An 18950-nucleotide genomic window follows, 5' to 3' on the forward strand; every position below is an offset into this window, starting at 1 on the left:
TCAATAACGTCGTCGGTAAAAACATTTGCTGGGCTACTTCTGTATTAAGAGATGGTTCTGAATTTTATGATAAATATCCTCTTGATAAAATCCTATGGAAGCTTAAACCAGATGTTTATCCCATAGTGGGACTACGTGCAATGATTTCATCAATCATTGGGGTAGATGCACAAGAAGCGATGATGTTATTGCAGGCAATGATTGGATTAAAAATGATAAAAATTGATTTATCATATCCAATACTCGAAACCGGTCTGATAAAGATAATATCCAATGGCCACTATATAGGACTGAACGCAAATGGATATTATTAGAAATTCAGTCTGGCTCTCTCAAGGCACTGATTTGCTTGCAGAGGGGCTTTATCGTGTTTTGGATTTTGACAAAAAGGTTGATTTGTTAATTTTGTTTAAAATAAAATCAGAAAGAACGGGTAAGCCAATTCCTTTCTCATTTTCATTGTTTAAATATTATATTGAATCAAATAGCATAACTTGTAAAGATTATATATACCCTTCATATATGTTAGTAGATGAGAAAGAAATAACAGATGAAGACAGGGGAAGGCGAGATGAAAATTACAATATCATTAAAGATCTTGTAGATGACAGAATGTTTCTGTTCGACTATGCATTACATAAAAAGTCTCACCTTTTAATGGACTACTCCAGAAATAAAAAAATATCACAATATACTATCAGAACGCTTCTGGCGTTGTACTGGCGACATGGGCAGGATGTTTATGCATTACTACCCGCATTCTCGAACTGTGGTGCCGCTGGGAAAAGTAGAATCAAACATGAAATTAAACTTGGGAATTCCAAGAAAAACAGAGCATTACCTAATGAACGTTCACGTGTTTTCATTCTTAATGAAAGAGATATAAATAATATTAGAAAATCTCTCATTATGTATCATTATAAAGTTAACGGAGATACGATAAAGAAAACATTAGAGAGACATATTGATTTGTATTTTAGGGATGAAATTAAAACAGCGAACTTAGAAAATAGAGCTCCATATGTTCCTTCTTTAAAACAATTTTCATACTGGAATAAAAAACTCTTCACTAAAGATTTCTCGATAAAGAAGAAGAACACGAAAAAAGAAATAGACCTCAAAATGCGGGCGCTTTTAGGTAGTGCGGCTAATACAACTGTTTTACCGGGTGATGTTTTCGAAATAGACTCAACTGTCGCTGATGTACATCTTATTTCGAGTTTAAACAGACGAAAAGTCATTGGGCGCCCAACTATTTATACAGTGGTGGATCGCGCAACAAGAATGATTGTTGGCCTTCATGTTTCTTTATACCATGCTTCATGGCGAGCTGCCCGACAAGCGTTAGCAAATTGCTTTATGCCAAAAAAAGAATATTGTAGATTATTTGGAATCTCTATTACTAATGATGATTGGCCTTGTTCTCATATTCCATTAACATTGATGTGTGACAACGGGGAGATGATTGGTCTTAAACCTCAGGAAAAGATGACCCCCCTGACAAAACTTGAGTTTGCGCCAGTCGGTAGAGGCGACAGAAAAAGCATTGTTGAACGCTGTTTCGGTATTCTAAATGATGAAGTTATTCATAGGCTTATTGGAACAACACGAAGGGGTAAGATTGTTAAAGGAGAGCCAACACCGCAATCCAGGGCTTGTTTAACGATTCAGGAGGTCACGTCTTTACTGATTCGGGAGATACTTGCACATAATCAGAGAACATATGAAGAACTGGCTTATATCAATCCCTTACTGATTGAAAATGATCTCGTAATATCACCAAAAAATAGTTGGATGATAAGCTTAAAGCACGGGAGATTCAGCGCAAGAGCCGTTGGGGCCGACGAAGTGATCGCACGATTGTTGATCCCTGTGAACGCTAACATTACCGCCGGTGGGATTCAGTACAATAATCTTTTTTATGAATGTGATCCAGACATTGCATCAGGTGCCAGAGTATTTGGAAGAACCACTTGTGAAGCAAGAATAGATGACAATTGCGTAGATTATATATATGTAAGATTTGACAAAAATAGCATTTTCAAAAAGCATTACCTGCTTAAGAAAAGAGATATATTTAAAGGTAAAGCTCATCTTGATACAGATGTAATGGCTGATTGGGTAGATACTCAAAAAGAAATTAATTTATTTACTCTGAATTCACTCAGCAATATCAATAATAAAGATGATTTTAACAAGAAAGGTAACGAAAGATTAAATGAAATATACGAATCTCGACGGGTACATGGTAAAGATATTAAAAAGAACAGGAAAAATGAACTTGATTCATTAGGGCGAACTGATGTTGCTAATGGAAGACCTGAACCCCTACTTCCGTCATCCAGTAAGGTTCTGCTTTTGCCTGGCCGGGAGGAGAAACAAAGATGGTTAAAAGGTAAGAAGAAGACTGAGGACGCAGAATAATGAACCTTATACGGAGCGTTTCAGCGATATATAAAGAACAGGAGTTACCTGAGTATCGTGGCAACCCCTTAATTGAAGCACTTCCTGAAGCGCTTACGGAAGATGAAGTACTTCTGGAAATGAGTTATTTTCCCGAAATTGACGAAAAAATCCGCTGGACTGCCCCGGCGAATGTTAGAGAGCAGTATGTCGAACGTATAAAGAAATTCCGTTGCCCTCAAACCAATCTTATCCAGGCTTATAAAATGATTTTACGGGCACTTAGGGAAAGCTATGCAGCCCGTAATCCTTTAAAAAGCGGAACTATTCAATATCTTCATTACTATGGGACTGAGCGTCCTGATATTGAACCCGAAAGTGGATATTTTAAATCCCAGGCTGAAACCATTACGATAGTTGGAATGAGTGGTTCTGGAAAAACTACCATGATCGAGCAAGTCATGGATCATTTCCCTCAGATTATAGAACACAGCAGCTATAAAGGAGTTTTTCCCGGCTTCAGTAAGCAAATCGTATGGGTAAAGATTAATTGTCCATACAACTCAAGTGTGAGAGACCTTTGTGAAGAGATTTTACAAAAATTAGATGATGCAATTGGTATTGAACGAACTACACCAGAGATTAGAAATGGTGCTCTGGCTCGCCAGATTGCGCAAAGAATAAAATCATCATTTTTAGGTATCCTTGTTATTGATGAAATGCAGAGGCTAAAATTTTCAAGAACTGGAGGTGAGAGTAAGTTGATTGATTTTTTACATGAAATTGTAGATTCGATGGGGGTATCTATGGTTTTTTGTGGAAATCATCCTTTTGACGAGACTCTGACAAAGAAAATGAGAATTGCCAGGCGGGCAGAGTCTGGTGGTTATATGAAAATTTCAAATGTCAGATACGACTCACAAGACTGGCAATCGTTTATTCATTATTTATGGCCATTACAATGGACAAATGTTGAAACACCATTAAATGATGAGTTAAACGAAAAATTATTCATTTTATCTAAAGGCAACATTGGATTGGCTCAGATGATTTATCGGGGGGCACAATTAAAGGTTATCGGTAGCGGTAATGAAATCATAACTGGTGCAGTCTTGTCGGCCTCTGTACCGGTACTCGTAAGCCATACGGAGGAATATAAGGATACTTTACTCCCGGGGGCAGCGACTGAAGACGAGGAAGCCAAATGGCTCTCTGCATCTAATGAAAGTGATGCTTCGGCTAAGTTCATGTCAGAGAAGCCCTTAAAAGCTTTGATCCCTGGAGATATAGACAGGCCACAGCACAAGGAATTCGTAAGAAAAATAGACGAGGTTATGCGCAATTTCGACGAGAAAATACTGTCTCTTGACCATGATCTTGTTATCACCAGAACAGCTGAAAAGAAAAATACCTACGATGCTCTTCAGCGTTGCGGGCTTATAAATACAGATCCACTTAATAAATTGTAATGAGGTCATCAGTTCGTAACGGTCAAAGAGAGGTGGGGTAAATGAGAATGTTGTCTGTTTTACCTGATGAATCCTTGTTCAGTCGGTTTTGTCGGACAGCTACCGTGTACGGTATGTCCCCATCTTCTCTGTTAACGATCATTTTCCACAAACCTGATATGAGCGTCCATCCAATTCTCAATTCAGGATTAAAGGCTATTTCTCTTCATACATCCGAAAGTGCAGACCAGCTCTGGCATGAACAGACTTTACTCCCTCTGTTTGCCTGGGCACTACCAATCAGTCGTAATGAAATTATGGATTTCAACACGACCCCTGCCAGGCTTAATCGATTGTGCCGCCTTAGTAATTTTTCACTAGGACAGCGGACACTATTGAAGTTTTGCCCGGTTTGCGCTCGTGAAGATACTTTTCATTATGGTGTTACTTATTGGCATCTGGCGCATCAACTTCATGGGGTTACAACCTGCCATCGGCACCAGGTAGTGCTTGAAAGCATCAATGTCCCTTCTGCACCGCACATACGTATTGGACTGATGCCTCCTGTTTCGTATACAGAACAACTCAGCAATGAGACAGACTTCGATTTTGCTAAATTTTGTTATGAGTCCATAAATATAATCAGAAGAAAAGAAATTTGTCACCCAAATTACATGGATGTACTTAAAAAGTTAAATTTATTATCATTGGACGGGAATCTGAAGAAAAATGTATTTTACGCACATGTTTATGCTAAGTGCCAGTTATTTGGGGAGGGTTCATCGGAGCTTCTACCGACATCCCTTACTGATTATCACTACTGGGAGCCTATACTCAAAGATAAATGTTGTCAGCATCCCACAAAACACCTTTTGCTTTGTTATTGTTTGTTAAATACTTGCTGGCCAACATATGCAGGAAGTCGTCCTAATAAAAAGAAAGAAATCTTTAAAAGTCATAAGGAATACAGCTTTCATATGGCTGAAAATAATACTAGTGTTAGCAACCTTGGGAGAGAATTTAATCGCAGCAGATGTTACATTAAAACACTTATTTATAAAAAATACCTGAGGGCGTTTAAGCGAAACACAAAAATTAATATATTCACTGAATTGCTTATCAAGTCTATGGCTGTAAGGGGGTTTAGTCTGGCATCCATAGCTGAGAAAAACTCATTATCGGAAGGAACTGTATCCTCTGTAATTTCATCTTGTTACGGTTTATGCTCATGGCGTAAAAAATGTAAAAAAGATTCTTTAAGACGGCGTCATAAGCAGAAAATATTAAGATTTATACATAATCAATCCATTTCTGTAACGCGAAAGTTAGTCAAGGAAAGTTGTTATGCTAGTTTCTTTTGGCTAAATAAACATGAAAATGGCTGGCTTAATTCCTGTCTTCCTAAAGCAGTACGATGTTATAGAAATAAAAGAGTAGACTGGAGCGAGAGAGATATAATCTCATCATCATTAATAAATGTTGTTTTATCTCAGGGGCAATACCCGATGTCACTTACAAGCCTGGATGCTTTACTGGGGGGGGCATAACTGGCTTTTGAAATACAGAGATAAACTACCAATGACAATGACACTTCTCAGGAAAAAGAATCTAATTAAATAAGAGGGAGTGATATGGTTTACGAAAATGAATTGTGGCACAGTTTTCTTCTGCGTTCACAGATAATGTATAACTTATCCAATTGCAGGAACATAATATCTAAGCATGGTGAACTAAGGTACGATGCCTTTCCTCGGCTCGAACTGATTGATATGTACAAATTGCATAGTTTGCAGGATATATATGACATTCTTGCCACAAGAAATGGTTATATACTAACTTCCAATATAGTGTCGTTATCTTCTGGTGTTTACGGGTATTTCAACGCTGTTGAAGATGCCTGTCGAAATAATTTACACATAACTAATTCATATCCATTGGTAAACATCTCAAAGATTCATTACTGCCATAAATGTATTATTGAAGATATACACTCTAAAGGCATTGGTTATCTTCGTCATAGATGGTTGTTTGAATCTAAATGTGCAGCTCATAGTACCTGTTTATATGAGGTTTGTTTTGACAACTATTTGGATGCAGTGAAAGGACTTAGTGACTTAATTATAAGTGGAATAAATCCTCATGGTTATTGTTCCCTTGTGGTTGACATTTCAAATCCTTTCAAAACTCCAGTGTATTTATTGCCATGTGCCAGGGATAAAATTTTAAAATGGATTTCTGACAATAAAAATGAGCTGGTTTACTTTCTCTTTGACCTCTTTAAAAGTAAATCGCATTCTAGTTTATTAAAGGTTATTGAAGTCAGGATAATGCATAGTAGTTATATTTCTGCGGTGTTCAGGATATTGAGTGAGGTTAATTTTTGTAATTTCAACTCATTTATTACCGATTTATTCGAGGACGTAAGTTATGCCTCTGTTGGACTTGATGATTATTCTGTTAATGTGGATTTTCTCAGGCTAAAAGCCGCAGATTGCAAATTTTGCCGGTTCAATGGTAAAAATTTTTGCTCACTTTTTAATGTAAAGCTTCTTCGCTAATTTTTACTTCATTTATAAACTACTAAGAAAGCTAATAAGATAGGGTTATATATTTTGATTAGGGCGGGAATAAATTATCACTTCCCGAGTATCCCTGGGGGTTACCACCTGAGTATGATGCCGGTTAGCAACAACGTCTAAAAGACCTACGATCACGATAAATGTCACTGGGTCACTCTCAAGCAAAGTGGTCAGGGGTGCTAGATACCAGTACTGCTTACTCAACACGGCCTTGTTTTTGAAAGATGCCGAATCTTGGCAAGAGGCGTATTACAGCCTATAGTCTGTTAATGAGTATTACAGCTTATCTGCTGTAAATCCATTCGTTGTGCTTGTTAACCCGTCGATACGGAAGATCACTTATGAACACTCAATACGCTTTGAAGACCTTGAATCAGTTGCGTCCTGTTTTAATCGGCTTTCGCAAAGCCAATGGACTGACGCAAAGAGATGTTTCTGAACGTTTGGGTGTAACACAGCAAACTTATGCCCGACTGGAGGCCAACCCTGCAAGTGTGGGTTTTGAGCGTTTGTTTAGAGTGTTCAGCGTCCTTGGAGTGGAGATCGTACTTTCATCCAGGGAACCATTGTCAGATGCAAAGCCCGAATACGGAGCTTTGCACAATGATTCTTCACTTCCAGCCAGGCGGGAGAAATGGTGACGCCATGCGCTTCCCGGTCTAATTGTCTGCAGCAATATTAACCCCTTAGCGGCCTGAAGTATCAGGTTGCTATGAAGCCTTTCGTTTCTTCTGTTATGTTAAATACACCAGTTTGAGCTGTTTCGGACAACCATAAATTATCTCTTCACTCTTAAATGAAAATTTTATGTCGATCACATTATCGATGAATTTAGGAAATAATCCGTAAATGAAAATCTATCTACCTTTAAATTTATCAATGTCCGTACGACATAATTAATATCAAAGAATGTGTATTATTATCATTTAAATCATAAAAGCCATGAGTCAGTTCCAAAAAATATAATGAGCATTGAAATTATTACCCATCATTCTGGAGTTTTAACTTAGCCATGTATCGAACCACAAGTTGGCTTCCGGTGTTTTGAGGAGCAGTAAAGTTCAGAAAGCGCGACCAGATCATAATCCAGAAATGTCGTTAAGATATTCTCAATAACGGTTATCCCTGCATGCTGGCAGGCATTTGAAAATATATTTTGTATTCAGGTTGCAGCAAAACGCTTTCTTACACACAGGACTTCATATGCGGCTCAAAAAATTAAAACTGAAAAACTTCAGAGGCTACAGAAACTCTACTGAAATCATTATTGATGAAGGCATGACGGGCATTGTTGGTCGTAATGACTTTGGGAAATCAACGCTTCTGGAAGCGCTGGCTATTTTTTTTGAAACAGAAGGAATGAAGGCTGACAAGAATTGAATCGCCACGGGTTTAACAGACACCTCAGAGTCATTTAAGATGGCTTAAAGAGAGGTGCCCATGAGCGGTAAGCGTTATCCCGAAGAGTTTAAAACTGAAGCAGTCAAACAGGTTGTTGATCGCGGTTATTCTGTTGCCAGCGTTGCAACACGTCTCGATATCACCACCCACAGTCTTTACGCCTGGATAAAGAAGTACGGTCCGGATCCTTCCACTAATAAAGAACAGTCAGATGCTCAGGCCGAGATCCGCCGTCTCCAGAAAGAGCTGAAGCGGGTTACCGACGAACGGGACATATTAAAAAAAGCCGCGGCGTACTTCGCAAAGCTGTCCGACTGAGGTACGCCTTTATCCGTGACAACACCTGTTGCTGGCCTGTTCGCCTGCTCTGTCGGGTGCTGGATGTTCATCCCAGTGGTTTTTACGCCTGGCTTCAGCAGCCGCATTCACAACGCCATCAGGCAGACCTGAGACTGACAGGACAGATTAAACAGTTCTGGCTGGAATCGGGATGCGTTTATGGTTATCGCAAAATCCATCTGGATCTGCGGGACAGCGGGCAACAGTGCGGAGTGAACCGGGTCTGGCGACTGATGAAACGTGTCGGGATAAAGGCTCAGGTCGGATACCGGAGCCCGCGGGCACGTAAAGGCGAGGCCAGTATCGTGTCGCCCAACAGGCTCCAGCGACAGTTCAATCCGGATGCTCCGGATGAGCGTTGGGTAACGGACATAACCTACAGTGTGCCCGGAGTTCAGGGCGGGCATGGATGCTTAAATGAACCGCGAGTCTGTCTGGAATATTGAACCGGTAACTCACGATGAGAAACCCAACAATCCCACCGGGTGTGACGGTGGAGAACCTGAGCGGCAGTGACCTGCGGCATGCCCGCAGGGTGATGTAACCCGCTGACAACGGGGATTGAGGCGAGATCACTAAGCCGAGATGATCCTCAAGGTTAAGTACTGAAAGGCTGAAGAACATGAACCCGTTAATCCGCCTCTGTGGGTTGAAAACGTCACCACGGCCTACGTGATCTGACAGGCCGTGCAGGAGGAACTGGCAGTGATACGTAAGCACTGCCGGTCGAAGGTGTTTTGACATGTATGCGAAACACCGGGGCAGCAGCGTCTATCACGCTTGCGATGCTGACTTCTGCCAACTTGCGGCAAGCAAGGATAAAGAGTGCGACGGGCAGCCTCCTCAGTATGCCTGAGTCCAGGCAGGTAAACCGGGGAAGGTCAGCGACGGATGTTAAGGGGGCATGGCTCCGATGACGCGCTGGCTGGCGGAGCTTCCGTAGTAGTCCGCGATGGGGAAAGCCCATTACATGGCGAAGGGAAGCAGTTTGAATGTGTTTGCGACGTGAATTAACTGACCTAACGAGGTGAAGACCTTTGATAATCAGCGAAATGCAACGCAAGCTTGCCACATGGGCAGCCACCGATCCGTCCCTACGGATTCAACGGCTGCTGCGTCTGATAACACAACCAGAATGGCTGGCTGAAGCGGCGCGGATCACGCTTTCATCAAAGGGGGCCATACCCCCGGCGTTGATGGCGTGAACAAAACAATGCTACAGGCCAGACTGGCTGTTGAGCTGCAAATCCTCAGGGATGAATTACTCTCAGGCCACTACCAGCCCTTGCCCGCCAGACGGGTTTACATCCCTAAAAGCAACGGCAAACTGCGACCACTGGGTATCCCCGCGTTGCGGGATCGTATTGTTCAGCGGGCCATGCTGATGGCGATGGAGCCGATATGGGAGAGTGATTTTCATACGCTCTCATATGGCTTCCGGCCTGAGCGCAGTGTCCACCACGCGATCCGCACGGTGAAATTACAGCTCACAGACTGTGGTGAAACCCGGGGACGCTGGGTGATTGAAGGCGACCTGTCCAGTTACTTCGACACCGTACATCATCGACTGCTGATGAAGGCTGTACGCCGCAGGATCAGTGACGCACGTTTCATGACTCTGCTGTGGAAAACCATCAAGGCGGGACATATCGATGTCGGTCTCTTTCGGGCGGCCAGTGAAGGTGTACCACAGGGCGGTGTTATATCGCCGCTATTATCGAACATCATGCTGAATGAGTTCGATCAATACCTGCATGAGCGCTACCTGAGCGGGAAAGCCAGAAAAGATCGGTGGTACTGGAATAACAGTATCCAACGGGGCCGAAGTACGGCGGTCAGAGAAAACTGGCAGTGGAAACCCGCGGTGGCGTACTGCCGCTATGCCGATGATTTTGTCCTCATCGTCAAAGGCACCAAAGCACAGGCGGAAGCCATCAGGGAGGAGTGTCGGGGTGTGCTCGAAGGCAGTCTGAAACTCAGGCTGAACATGGATAAGACTAAAATCACCCATGTTAATGACGGCTTTATCTTTCTGGGGCACAGGATCATTCGCAAACGCAGTCGTTATGGCGAGATGCGAGTGGTCTCAACGATCCCGCAGGAGAAAGCCAGAAACTTCGCCGCATCGCTGACAGCACTGTTATCAGGCAACTACAGTGAAAGCAAAGTCGATATGGCTGAACAACTCAACCGAAAACTGAAAGGCTGGGCCATGTTCTATCAGTTCGTTGATTTTAAGGCCAAAGTCTTCAGTTATATCGACCGTGTCGTGTTCTGGAAGCTGGCTCACTGGCTGGCCCGCAAATACCGTACAGGTATCGCTTCCCTGATGAGGTGGTGGTGTAAATCACCGAAACCGGGTCAGAGCAAAACGTGGGTTTTATTTGGTAAAACCAATCACGGCAAGCTCAGCGGCGAAATACTGTACCGGTTGGTGGGGCAAGGCAAGAAGCTGTTCCGCTGGCGGCTACCCGAAGGTAATCCCTATCTGAGGACGGAGACCAGAAACACGTATACATCGCGCTTTACAGAAGTGGCAATGGCGTTCGCCAGCATTTAAATGGAGAGCCGGATGCGCTGAAAGGTGCACGTCCGGTTCGGGGAGGAGAGGCAGGGAAATAGTCCGACTACGCCCTGCCTCTTACTCTACTCAGGACCCACGAAGGCTGGCTGTATCTTGCCGTGGTTGTTGATCTGTTCTCACGCAAAATTATCGGCTGGTCCATGCAATCCCGGATGACAAAGGACATTGTCCTGAACGCACTGCTGATGGCTGTATGGCGGCGTAATCCCCAAAAACAGGTGCTGGTTCATTCGGATCAGGGCAGTCAGTACACAAGCCATGAGTGGCAGTCGTTCCTGAAATCACACGGCCTGGAGGGCAGCATGAGCCGTCGCGGTAACTGCCATGATAATGCGGTTGCAGAAAGCTTTTTCCAGTTGTTGAAACGCGAACGGATAAAGAAAAAGATCTACGGAACGCGGGAAGAAGCCCGCAGCGATATTTTTGATTACATCGAAATGTTTTATAACAGTAAGCGTCGGCATGGTTCTAGCGATCAGATGTCACCGACAGAATATGAAAACCAGTATTATCAACGGCTCGGAAGTGTCTAGATTATCCGTGGCGATTCAAATGACATGAACTGTTTCAGCCTGAGAGAAGGGGAGGGCCGTTTTGAAATAGCCTGTGAATTCGATGATCTGCCCGATTTTATCATGATCGACGACAGGGTGCAGACCACGCTCGCCTCAGAACATCTGCTGAATGAAGACGGCAATTTTGAAATCGTCAAAACGTTTAAAGCAACGACCTCAGGAAAACCGGAGCAGACCTGCATCCGCTGCATCCACCCGGATGAGGAGCCCCTGAGAAATTTACTGGGCATGAAAATTTCCGAACTCAAGGCGGTGGGAAAAGAAGTTGAAAAAAATGTGGCGGATAAACGCACCGCATCGTTATGGCGTCAGGCCATCAGGGAAGCCGCCGCTCCCTATACCTGTTCGGAAATGTTGCTGGATGTCGATAAAGAGTTTGGAACCGACACAAAATCATTATGGGGTAAGATCCTCGATTTGCTGCCCACGTATGCGATTTTCAAAGCCGACAGGGAAAGCAGCGACGGGGATTCAGAAGCTAAAAACCCCTTACAGCAGGCCGTAAAAGACGCTCAGGCGGCGCTGCAGGACAAAATTACAGCGCTGGAAAATGAGATCCAGGACAGCGTACTGGATGTCGCACAGAGAACGCTGGATAAATGGGTAAGCGGATTAAATGGTTGATCTTACCTTTGCATGAGAGTGAGACAGACCGGCATCTCATCGGATTATCTGGTTGATGCTTCACCTACTGCTGGTGCATGTTTCCTTCGCTAATTCCAGCAAGAACCCCACACGCCTCAACTTCCCGGTCATCGTTGCAACTCGCTCTCAGTGAAACGAGTTGTTTCTCAAGCGCTTGCAGAGCGGTTATCTGCGACCGCACATGAGAGATGTGATCATCGAGCAAGGCGTTGACGGCGGTACAAGGCTGATGAGGGTCGTCCTGATAGCTCTGTAGTTCGTGAATCTCAGCCAGTGACAGGCCCAGGATTCTGCAGCGACGGATGAAGGCCAGCCCCTCACCATGCTTCTCGGTATAGACACGGTAACCGTTGTCCTGCCGATCAGGCGGCGGCAACAAGCCCTGCTGTTCATAGAAGCGGATCGTCTGTGTTTCGACCCCTACCAACTGCGCCAACTGACCAATGCGCATCAGCCTCCTCCCCAACGGATTCTTTACTCTATTGACCTTATAGTAGCTTTATAGTTTTAAATGGTACCACAACATTGTTCAAGTGGAGTCGTATCATGAGCAAATCCTGTGGTGGCGCCTGTGGCGGTGATGCAACGTCCGCAGCGGATACCGATATACAGGCCTCCTCCGAGGCGCCAGGGAGATGGGTCAGTGTTTATGCCGTGCCGAAGATGGACTGTCCATCAGAAGAACGAATGATTCGCCTAGCCCTGAACGGCTTTGAGGAGATTCGGGCGCTGTCCTTCGACTTGTCGAACCGCCGGCTGAAGGTCGTGCATGACGGCGAGGTCGAGCCCGTCACCTCGAAACTGAAGACCTTGGGGCTAGGCGCCTCGCTTCAGGAAACCGTCGCTGCAAATCCGGAGACCATCAAGGCCGCCGAGTTTTCGGCAGCTTCTGCTAAGCAAGAATCCGGGACCCTGCGCTGGTTGCTCGGCATCAATGCACTTCTGTTCGTGGTGGAAATGACTGCCGGTCTGATCGCCCGGTCCACCGGCCTGATTGGAGAATCCCTGGACAATTTTGCCGATGCGGCGGTGTACGGGCTTGCCCTTTATGCGGTTGGACATAGCGTGAAAATGCAGGTACGTGCCGCGCATCTTGCTGGTGTACTGCAACTGATCTTGGCTGTGGGCGTGCTCGTAGAGGTGGTGAGACGCTTTGTATTCGGTAGTGAGCCTGAATCGCTGGTGATGATGGCTATCGCATTCGTCGCATTGATTGCCAATACCAGTTGTCTGCTGCTCATATCCAAACATCGGGAAGGCGGGGCGCACATGAAGGCAAGCTGGATATTCTCGGCCAACGACGTGGTGATCAACCTGGGGGTCATCACCGCCGGCGCCCTGGTCGCGTGGACCGGTTCCAATTATCCGGATCTGATTATCGGCACCATCGCGGGGGGCATTGTACTTAACGGTGCCAGACGCATTTTGGCGTTGAAGGGTTAAATAATGCTCATTATTGGCAAAAAGCTCTCGCCGTATGCCCTATTGTCCATATCGGGCCTGCTGGCAGCGTCTGATCAGGCTGTAAAGTGGCTGGTGCAGCAATCAATGGCCTATGGCGAGTATGTTTCGGTGACCCCGTTCTTTAACTGGGTGCACCTATGGAACACCGGTGCCGCATTCAGTCTTTTTGCGAATGGTGGAGGCTGGCAGCGCTACTTTTTTATCGGAATCGCGGTAGTGGTCTCGATTTTTCTGATCAAGCTGATCCTTGAAAATCGTCATAAAGGAGAAGCCATCGCTTACAGTCTTATCCTCGGTGGCGCCATGGGCAACCTGATTGACCGGGTCTTTCGCGGCTATGTTGTGGATTCCTTTGATTTCTATTGGCGAGACTGGCATTGGCCGGCCTTCAACCTGGCTGATATTGCAATTGTCCTCGGTGCCTTACTTTTCGTTTCCAGCAGCTTGTTGGGTAAAAAAGGGGTCGTCTCAGAAAACGGAAAATAAAGCACGCTAAGGCATAGCCGACCCTGCCAGGCTTGTTCCGCCCTGTAGCGACGCGATCAGCGGGCAGGAAACATTCCCCTTCCGCGCATGGCAGGCGCACACCAGTTCAGACAGCACGGTTTCCATGCGCGCCAGGTCGGCCATCTTTTCGCGCACGTCCTGAAGCTTGTGCTCGGCCAGGCTGCTGGCTTCCTCGCAGTGGGTGCCATCATCGAGCCGCAACAGCTCGGCGATTTCATCCAGGCTGAAGCCCAGCCGCTGGGCCGATTTCACGAATCGCACCCGCGTCACATCCGCCGCGCCATAGCGGCGAATGCTGCCGTAAGGCTTGTCCGGTTCCGGCAGCAGGCCCTTGCGCTGATAGAACCGGATCGTCTCCACGTTGACCCCGGCCGCCTTGGCAAAAGCGCCAATGGTCAGGCTCTCCAAATTGTTTTCCATATCACTTGACTCCGTACATGAGTACGGAAGTAAGGTTACGCTATCCAATTCAAATTCGAAAGGACAAGCGCATGTCTGAACCACAAAACGGGCGCGGCGCGCTCTTCGCTGGCGGACTGGCCGCCATCCTCGCCTCGACCTGCTGCCTCGGGCCGCTGGTCTTGGTCGCCTTGGGATTCAGCGGGGCATGGATCGGCAACCTGACCGTGCTGGAGCCCTATCGCCCGATTTTCATCGGCGCAGCGTTGGTAGCCTTGTTCTTCGCCTGGCGGCGCATCTACCGCCCTGCGCAAGCCTGTAGACCGGGTGAGGTCTGCGCGATTCCCCAAGTGCGAGCGACTTACAAGCTCATTTTCTGGGTCGTGGCCGTGCTGGTTCTGGTCGCGCTCGGATTTCCCTATGTCATGCCATTTTTCTACTGATCGGAGTTCACCATGAAGAAACTGTTTGCCTCCCTCGCCCTCGCCGCCGTTGTTGCCCCCGTGTGGGCCGCTACCCAGACCGTCACACTGTCCGTACCGGGCATGACCTGCTCTGCCTGTCCGATTACCGTCAAGAAGGCGATTTCCAAGGTCGAAGGCGTCAGCAAAGTTGACGTGACCTTCGAGACACGCGAAGCGGTGGTCACCTTCGATGATGCCAAGACCAGCGTGCAGAAGCTGACCAAGGCAACCGGAGACGCGGGCTATCCCTCCAGCGTCAAGCAGTGAGCCACTGAACCAGAGCCTAGGGCGATCATGGGGATGATCACACGCATTGCCGACAAGGCTGGCGCGCTCGGCAGCGTTGTTTCAGCGATGGGCTGCGCCGCCTGCTTCCCGGCCCTCGCCAGCTTGGGCGCGGCCATCGGGCTGAGCTTTCTACAGGAATACGAAGGGTTGTTTATCTCCACGCTGTTACCGCTGTTCGCCGTCGTGGCTTTGCTGGCGAATGCACTGGGCTGGCTGAGTCATCGGCAATGGCACCGCAGCCTGCTCGGCATGATCGGGCCAGCCATCGTGTTCGCCGGAACCGTCTGGCTGCTTGGCAACTGGTGGACAGCACGCCTCGTATACACCGGCCTAGCCCTGATGATCGGCGTGTCGATCTGGGACTTGGTTTCGCCGGTAAATCGCCGCTGCGGCCCGGATGGCTGCGAACTCCCCGCGAAACACGACTGACTGCGTGAGCCAGCGGCCAACACAGAAAAGGAACGATGAATGACCACCCTCAAAATCACCGGCATGACCTGTGACTCGTGTGCGACGCACGTCAAGGAAGCCCTGGAGAAAGTTCCCGGCGTGCAGTCGGCGGATGTCTCCTATACGAAGGGCAGCGCCAAACTCGCCGTCGAGGCCGGCATATCGCCGGACGCGTTGACTGCCGCCGTGGCCGGACTCGGTTATCGGGCCACGCTCGCCGACGCGCCCGTGCCTCCGGTGGGCGGTGGCTTGCTCGGAAAGATGCGCGAATGGCTAGGTAGCGGCGACAAGGCTGGTGGTGACGGTGGCGGATTGCATATTGCCGTTATCGGCAGCGGTGGCGCGGCGATGGCGGCGGCGCTGAAAGCCGTCGAGCAAGGCGCGCACGTCACCTTGATCGAGCGCGGCACCATCGGCGGCACCTGCGTCAATGTCGGCTGCGTGCCGTCCAAGATCATGATCCGCGCCGCGCACATCGCCCACTTGCGCCGAGAAAGCCCGTTCGATGGCGGCATGCCGCCCACACCGCCGACGATCTTGCGCGAGCGGTTGCTGGCCCAGCAGCAGGCGCGCGTCGACGAACTGCGCCACGCCAAATACGAAGGCATCCTGGATGACAATCCCGCCATCTCCGTGCTGCACGGCGAAGCCCGTTTCAAGGACGCGCACAGCCTGACCGTGCAACTCAACGGTGGTGGCGAACGTGTGCTGGCGTTCGACCGTTGCCTGATTGCCACCGGCGCGAGTCCGGCCGTGCCGCCGATTCCCGGCCTGAAGGACACGCCGTACTGGACTTCCACCGAAGCACTGGTCAGCGACACCATTCCTGAGCGGCTGGCCGTGATTGGTTCGTCGGTGGTAGCGCTGGAACTGGCGCAGGCGTTCGCCCGACTGGGCAGCAAAGTAACGATTCTTGCACGCAGCACCCTGTTCTTCCGCGAAGACCCGGCCATCGGTGAGGCAATCACGGCGGCGTTCCGCGCCGAAGGGATCGAGGTGCTGGAGCACACCCAGGCCAGCCAGGTCGCGCACGAGGGCGGCGAATTCGTGCTCACCACGGCGCACGGCGAGCTGCGCGCCGACAAACTGCTGGTCGCCACCGGTCGCTCGCCCAACACGCGCAGCCTGGCGCTGGACGCGGCAGGTGTCGCGCTCAACCTGCAAGGCGCTATCGTCATCGACGTCGGCATGCGGACCAGCACGCCGGACATCTACGCGGCCGGCGACTGCACCGACCAGCCTCAGTTCGTCTATGTGGCGGCAGCGGCCGGCACCCGTGCGGCGATCAACATGACGGGCGGTGACGCGGCGCTTAACCTTGCCGCCATGCCTGCCGTGGTGTTCACCGATCCGCAAGTCGCCACCGTGGGCTACAGCGAGGCAGAGGCCCAGCACGACGGGATCGAGACCGACAGTCGCACCTTGACCTTGGACAACGTGCCGCGTGCGCTCGCCAACTTCGACACACGCGGCTTCATCAAGCTGGTCATCGAGGAAGGTAGTGGACGGCTCATCGGCGTACAGGCGGTCGCGCCGGAAGCCGGCGAACTGATCCAGACGGCGGTACTCGCCATCCGTAACCGGATGACCGTGCAGGAACTGGCCGACCAGTTGTTCCCCTATCTGACGATGGTCGAGGGACTGAAGCTCGCGGCGCAGACCTTTAACAAGGATGTGAAGCAGCTTTCCTGCTGCGCCGGGTGAGAAAAAGGAGGTGTTCGATGAACGCCTACACGGTGTCCCGGCTGGCCCTTAATGCCGGGGTGAGCGTGCACATCGTGCGCGACTACCTGCTGCGCGGACTGCTGCGGCCGGTGGCGTGCACCCCTGGCGGCTACGGCCTGTTCGACGATGCGGCCTTGCAACGGCTGTGCTTCGTGCGGGCTGCTTTCGAAGCGGGTATCGGTCTCGACGCGCTGGCGCGGCTGTGCCGGGCGTTGGATACCGCGGACGGCGACGAAGCGGCCGCGCAGCTTGCCGTGCTGCGCCAGTTCGTCGAACGTCGGCGCGAAGCATTGGCCGATCTGGAGGTGCAGTTGGCCACCATGCCGACCGAGCTGGTACAGCATGCGGAGAGTCTGCCATGAACAGCCCCGAGCGCTTGCCGACCGAGACACACAAGCCGTTCACCGGCTACCTGTGGGGCGCGTTGGCCGTGCTCACCTGTCCCTGCCATTTGCCGATTCTCGCTGTGGTGCTCGCGGGGACGACGGCCGGCGCGTTCATCGGGGAGCATTGGGGTATTGCAGCCATCACGCTGACCGGCTTGTTTGTCCTGTCCGTGACGCGGCTGTTGCGGGTCTTCAAGGAAAGATCGTGAGCACATCACTGCCCGCCAGATGGACGGCGACCGAATTGGCGCAGGCGGTTGTGCGCGGGCAGTTTGAGCTGCACTACCAGCCGATTGTCGATTTGCGCAGTGACCAGATTGTCGGTGCGGAAGCCCTGTTGCGCTGGCGTCATCCGCAGCTCGGACTTTTGCCGCCGGGCCAGTTCCTGCCCGTGGTCGAATCGTCCGGCTTGATGCCTGAAATCGGCGCTTGGGTGCTGGGCACCGCCTGCCGCCAGATGCGCGAATGGCGGATGCTGGCATGGCAACCGTTCCGGCTCGCCGTCAATGTTTCGGCGAGCCAGGTAGGACCGGATTTCGACGGGTGGGTAAAGGGCGTGCTGGCTGACGCCGAGTTGCCTGCCGAGTATCTGGAAATTGAGCTGACCGAATCGGTCGCGTTCGGCAATCCGGCGATCTTCCCAGCCCTGGAAGCCTTGCGACAGATCGGTGTGCGCTTCGCTGCCGATGACTTCGGGACGGGGTATTCCTGTCTGCAACACCTGAAGTGCTGCCCGATTACTAAGCTCAAGATCGACCAGTCCTTCGTCGCCGGACTCGCCGACGACCACCGCGACCGGACCATCGTGCACACCGTGATTCAGCTTGCGCACGGGCTGGGAATGGACGTGGTGGCCGAGGGCGTGGGGCACTGTTGCAAATAGTCGGTGGTGATAAACTTATCATCCCCTTTTGCTGATGGAGCTGCACATGAACCCATTCAAAGGCCGGCATTTTCAGCGTGACATCATTCTGTGGGCCGTACGCTGGTACTGCAAATACGGCATCAGTTACCGTGAGCTGCAGGAGATGCTGGCTGAACGCGGAGTGAATGTCGATCACTCCACGATTTACCGCTGGGTTCAGCGTTATGCGCCTGAAATGGAAAAACGGCTGCGCTGGTACTGGCGTAACCCTTCCGATCTTTGCCCGTGGCACATGGATGAAACCTACGTGAAGGTCAATGGCCGCTGGGCGTATCTGTACCGGGCCGTCGACAGCCGGGGCCGCACTGTCGATTTTTATCTCTCCTCCCGTCGTAACAGCAAAGCTGCATACCGGTTTCTGGGTAAAA

At 49.4% G+C, this 18950-nt stretch carries 15 protein-coding genes and 8 pseudogenes; 21 read left to right on the top strand and 2 right to left on the bottom strand.

All coding sequences use genetic code 11. The features are described 5' to 3' along the window. The 11 genes and pseudogenes from G6041_RS00705 to G6041_RS00755 all read left to right on the top strand — a co-directional run. Positions 1-314: pseudogene (locus G6041_RS00705) on the top strand (TnsA endonuclease N-terminal domain-containing protein); the annotation flags it as partial. Continuing rightward, positions 301-2424, top strand: a complete 2124-nt coding sequence (locus tag G6041_RS00710; RefSeq protein ID WP_024551181.1) for a transposase — start codon at positions 301-303, stop codon at positions 2422-2424. The pseudogene G6041_RS00705 and the gene G6041_RS00710, both read left to right, overlap by 14 nt. Further along, a complete protein-coding gene (locus G6041_RS00715) occupies positions 2424-3872 on the top strand; it encodes an ATP-binding protein (RefSeq protein ID WP_001049182.1) in 1449 nt (482 codons plus the stop codon). Before G6041_RS00710 ends, G6041_RS00715 begins: the two co-directional genes overlap by 1 nt. A 41-nt stretch (positions 3873-3913) precedes the next feature. Continuing rightward, positions 3914-5471, top strand: a pseudogene (locus G6041_RS00720) (TnsD family Tn7-like transposition protein). An 11-nt stretch (positions 5472-5482) separates the two neighbouring features. Beyond that, positions 5483-6409: a hypothetical protein gene (locus G6041_RS00725; protein ID WP_033144814.1), complete on the top strand. Its 927-nt coding sequence runs from the start codon at positions 5483-5485 to the stop codon at positions 6407-6409. A 362-nt stretch (positions 6410-6771) separates the two neighbouring features. Beyond that, positions 6772-7071, top strand: a complete 300-nt coding sequence (locus G6041_RS00730) for a helix-turn-helix domain-containing protein (protein WP_001097217.1) — start codon at positions 6772-6774, stop codon at positions 7069-7071. Between the two features lie 562 nt (positions 7072-7633). Further along, positions 7634-7807 (top strand): annotated as a pseudogene (locus G6041_RS00735) (AAA family ATPase); the annotation flags it as partial. A 63-nt stretch (positions 7808-7870) separates the two neighbouring features. After that, positions 7871-8550 (top strand): annotated as a pseudogene (locus tag G6041_RS00740) (IS3 family transposase); the annotation flags it as partial. 672 nt (positions 8551-9222) lie between these two features. Then, positions 9223-10730: pseudogene (gene ltrA / locus G6041_RS00745) on the top strand (group II intron reverse transcriptase/maturase). Positions 10731-10810: 80 nt separating this feature from the next. Beyond that, positions 10811-11287 (top strand): annotated as a pseudogene (locus G6041_RS00750) (IS3 family transposase); the annotation flags it as partial. Between the two features lie 24 nt (positions 11288-11311). After that, positions 11312-11929 (top strand): annotated as a pseudogene (locus tag G6041_RS00755) (AAA family ATPase); the annotation flags it as partial. An 88-nt stretch (positions 11930-12017) separates the two neighbouring features. On the opposite strand, the gene cadR reads toward G6041_RS00755, so the two are convergent. Next, on the bottom strand, positions 12018-12425 hold the full coding sequence (gene cadR / locus G6041_RS00760; RefSeq protein WP_004364961.1) for a Cd(II)/Pb(II)-responsive transcriptional regulator: 408 nt from the start codon (positions 12423-12425) through the stop codon (positions 12018-12020). A gap of 95 nt (positions 12426-12520) precedes the next feature. Here cadR and G6041_RS00765 point away from each other — a divergent pair, with 95 nt between their 5' ends. Beyond that, positions 12521-13417: a cation transporter gene (locus G6041_RS00765; protein WP_004364974.1), complete on the top strand. Its 897-nt coding sequence runs from the start codon at positions 12521-12523 to the stop codon at positions 13415-13417. Positions 13418-13420: 3 nt separating this feature from the next. Beyond that, positions 13421-13924: a signal peptidase II gene (gene lspA / locus G6041_RS00770; RefSeq protein WP_049015781.1), complete on the top strand. Its 504-nt coding sequence runs from the start codon at positions 13421-13423 to the stop codon at positions 13922-13924. A gap of 6 nt (positions 13925-13930) precedes the next feature. Here lspA and merR read toward each other — a convergent pair whose 3' ends face one another. Next, positions 13931-14365, bottom strand: a complete 435-nt coding sequence (gene merR / locus G6041_RS00775; protein WP_024552202.1) for an Hg(II)-responsive transcriptional regulator — start codon at positions 14363-14365, stop codon at positions 13931-13933. Positions 14366-14436: 71 nt separating this feature from the next. On the opposite strand from merR, the gene merT reads away from it, so the two are divergent. The 8 genes and pseudogenes from merT to G6041_RS00815 all read left to right on the top strand — a co-directional run. Beyond that, a complete protein-coding gene (gene merT / locus G6041_RS00780) occupies positions 14437-14787 on the top strand; it encodes a mercuric ion transporter MerT (protein WP_024552203.1) in 351 nt (116 codons plus the stop codon). Positions 14788-14799: 12 nt separating this feature from the next. Continuing rightward, complete coding sequence (gene merP / locus G6041_RS00785; protein WP_024552204.1) at positions 14800-15075, top strand: mercury resistance system periplasmic binding protein MerP; 276 nt, start codon at positions 14800-14802, stop codon at positions 15073-15075. A 27-nt stretch (positions 15076-15102) separates the two neighbouring features. Then, positions 15103-15525, top strand: coding sequence for an organomercurial transporter MerC (gene merC / locus G6041_RS00790; RefSeq protein WP_024552205.1), 423 nt, complete (start codon positions 15103-15105; stop codon positions 15523-15525). Between the two features lie 39 nt (positions 15526-15564). Continuing rightward, positions 15565-17250, top strand: coding sequence for a mercury(II) reductase (merA, locus tag G6041_RS00795; RefSeq protein ID WP_024552206.1), 1686 nt, complete (start codon positions 15565-15567; stop codon positions 17248-17250). A gap of 17 nt (positions 17251-17267) precedes the next feature. Beyond that, positions 17268-17633 (top strand): mercury resistance co-regulator MerD, encoded by a 366-nt coding sequence (gene merD / locus G6041_RS00800; RefSeq protein WP_021138753.1) that lies wholly within the window; start codon positions 17268-17270, stop codon positions 17631-17633. Further along, the gene (gene merE, locus G6041_RS00805; protein WP_021138754.1) at positions 17630-17866 is read left to right on the top strand and encodes a broad-spectrum mercury transporter MerE; all 237 of its coding nucleotides are present in this window, start codon (positions 17630-17632) and stop codon (positions 17864-17866) included. The genes merD and merE overlap by 4 nt, the downstream gene beginning before the upstream one ends. Positions 17867-17901: 35 nt before the next feature. Continuing rightward, positions 17902-18540: an EAL domain-containing protein gene (locus G6041_RS00810; RefSeq protein ID WP_201789696.1), complete on the top strand. Its 639-nt coding sequence runs from the start codon at positions 17902-17904 to the stop codon at positions 18538-18540. Positions 18541-18586: 46 nt separating this feature from the next. Beyond that, a pseudogene (locus tag G6041_RS00815) lies at positions 18587-18950 on the top strand (IS6-like element IS26 family transposase); the annotation flags it as partial.

The organism is Cronobacter sp. HA18003 (assembly GCF_011605905.1).
GTDB classification, from domain to species: Bacteria; Pseudomonadota; Gammaproteobacteria; order Enterobacterales; family Enterobacteriaceae; genus Cronobacter; species Cronobacter sakazakii.

Coding starts and splice junctions, on each gene's coding strand:
- G6041_RS00710 (WP_024551181.1), top strand. CDS start 301: ATGGATATTATTAGAAATTCAGTCTGGCTCTCTCAAGGCACTGATTTG.
- merR (WP_024552202.1), bottom strand. CDS start 14,365: ATGGAAAACAATTTGGAGAGCCTGACCATTGGCGCTTTTGCCAAGGCG.
- G6041_RS00725 (WP_033144814.1), top strand. CDS start 5,483: ATGGTTTACGAAAATGAATTGTGGCACAGTTTTCTTCTGCGTTCACAG.
- G6041_RS00730 (WP_001097217.1), top strand. CDS start 6,772: ATGAACACTCAATACGCTTTGAAGACCTTGAATCAGTTGCGTCCTGTT.
- merE (WP_021138754.1), top strand. CDS start 17,630: ATGAACAGCCCCGAGCGCTTGCCGACCGAGACACACAAGCCGTTCACC.
- lspA (WP_049015781.1), top strand. CDS start 13,421: ATGCTCATTATTGGCAAAAAGCTCTCGCCGTATGCCCTATTGTCCATA.
- G6041_RS00765 (WP_004364974.1), top strand. CDS start 12,521: ATGAGCAAATCCTGTGGTGGCGCCTGTGGCGGTGATGCAACGTCCGCA.
- merD (WP_021138753.1), top strand. CDS start 17,268: ATGAACGCCTACACGGTGTCCCGGCTGGCCCTTAATGCCGGGGTGAGC.
- cadR (WP_004364961.1), bottom strand. CDS start 12,425: ATGCGCATTGGTCAGTTGGCGCAGTTGGTAGGGGTCGAAACACAGACG.
- G6041_RS00715 (WP_001049182.1), top strand. CDS start 2,424: ATGAACCTTATACGGAGCGTTTCAGCGATATATAAAGAACAGGAGTTA.
- merP (WP_024552204.1), top strand. CDS start 14,800: ATGAAGAAACTGTTTGCCTCCCTCGCCCTCGCCGCCGTTGTTGCCCCC.
- merT (WP_024552203.1), top strand. CDS start 14,437: ATGTCTGAACCACAAAACGGGCGCGGCGCGCTCTTCGCTGGCGGACTG.
- merA (WP_024552206.1), top strand. CDS start 15,565: ATGACCACCCTCAAAATCACCGGCATGACCTGTGACTCGTGTGCGACG.
- merC (WP_024552205.1), top strand. CDS start 15,103: ATGGGGATGATCACACGCATTGCCGACAAGGCTGGCGCGCTCGGCAGC.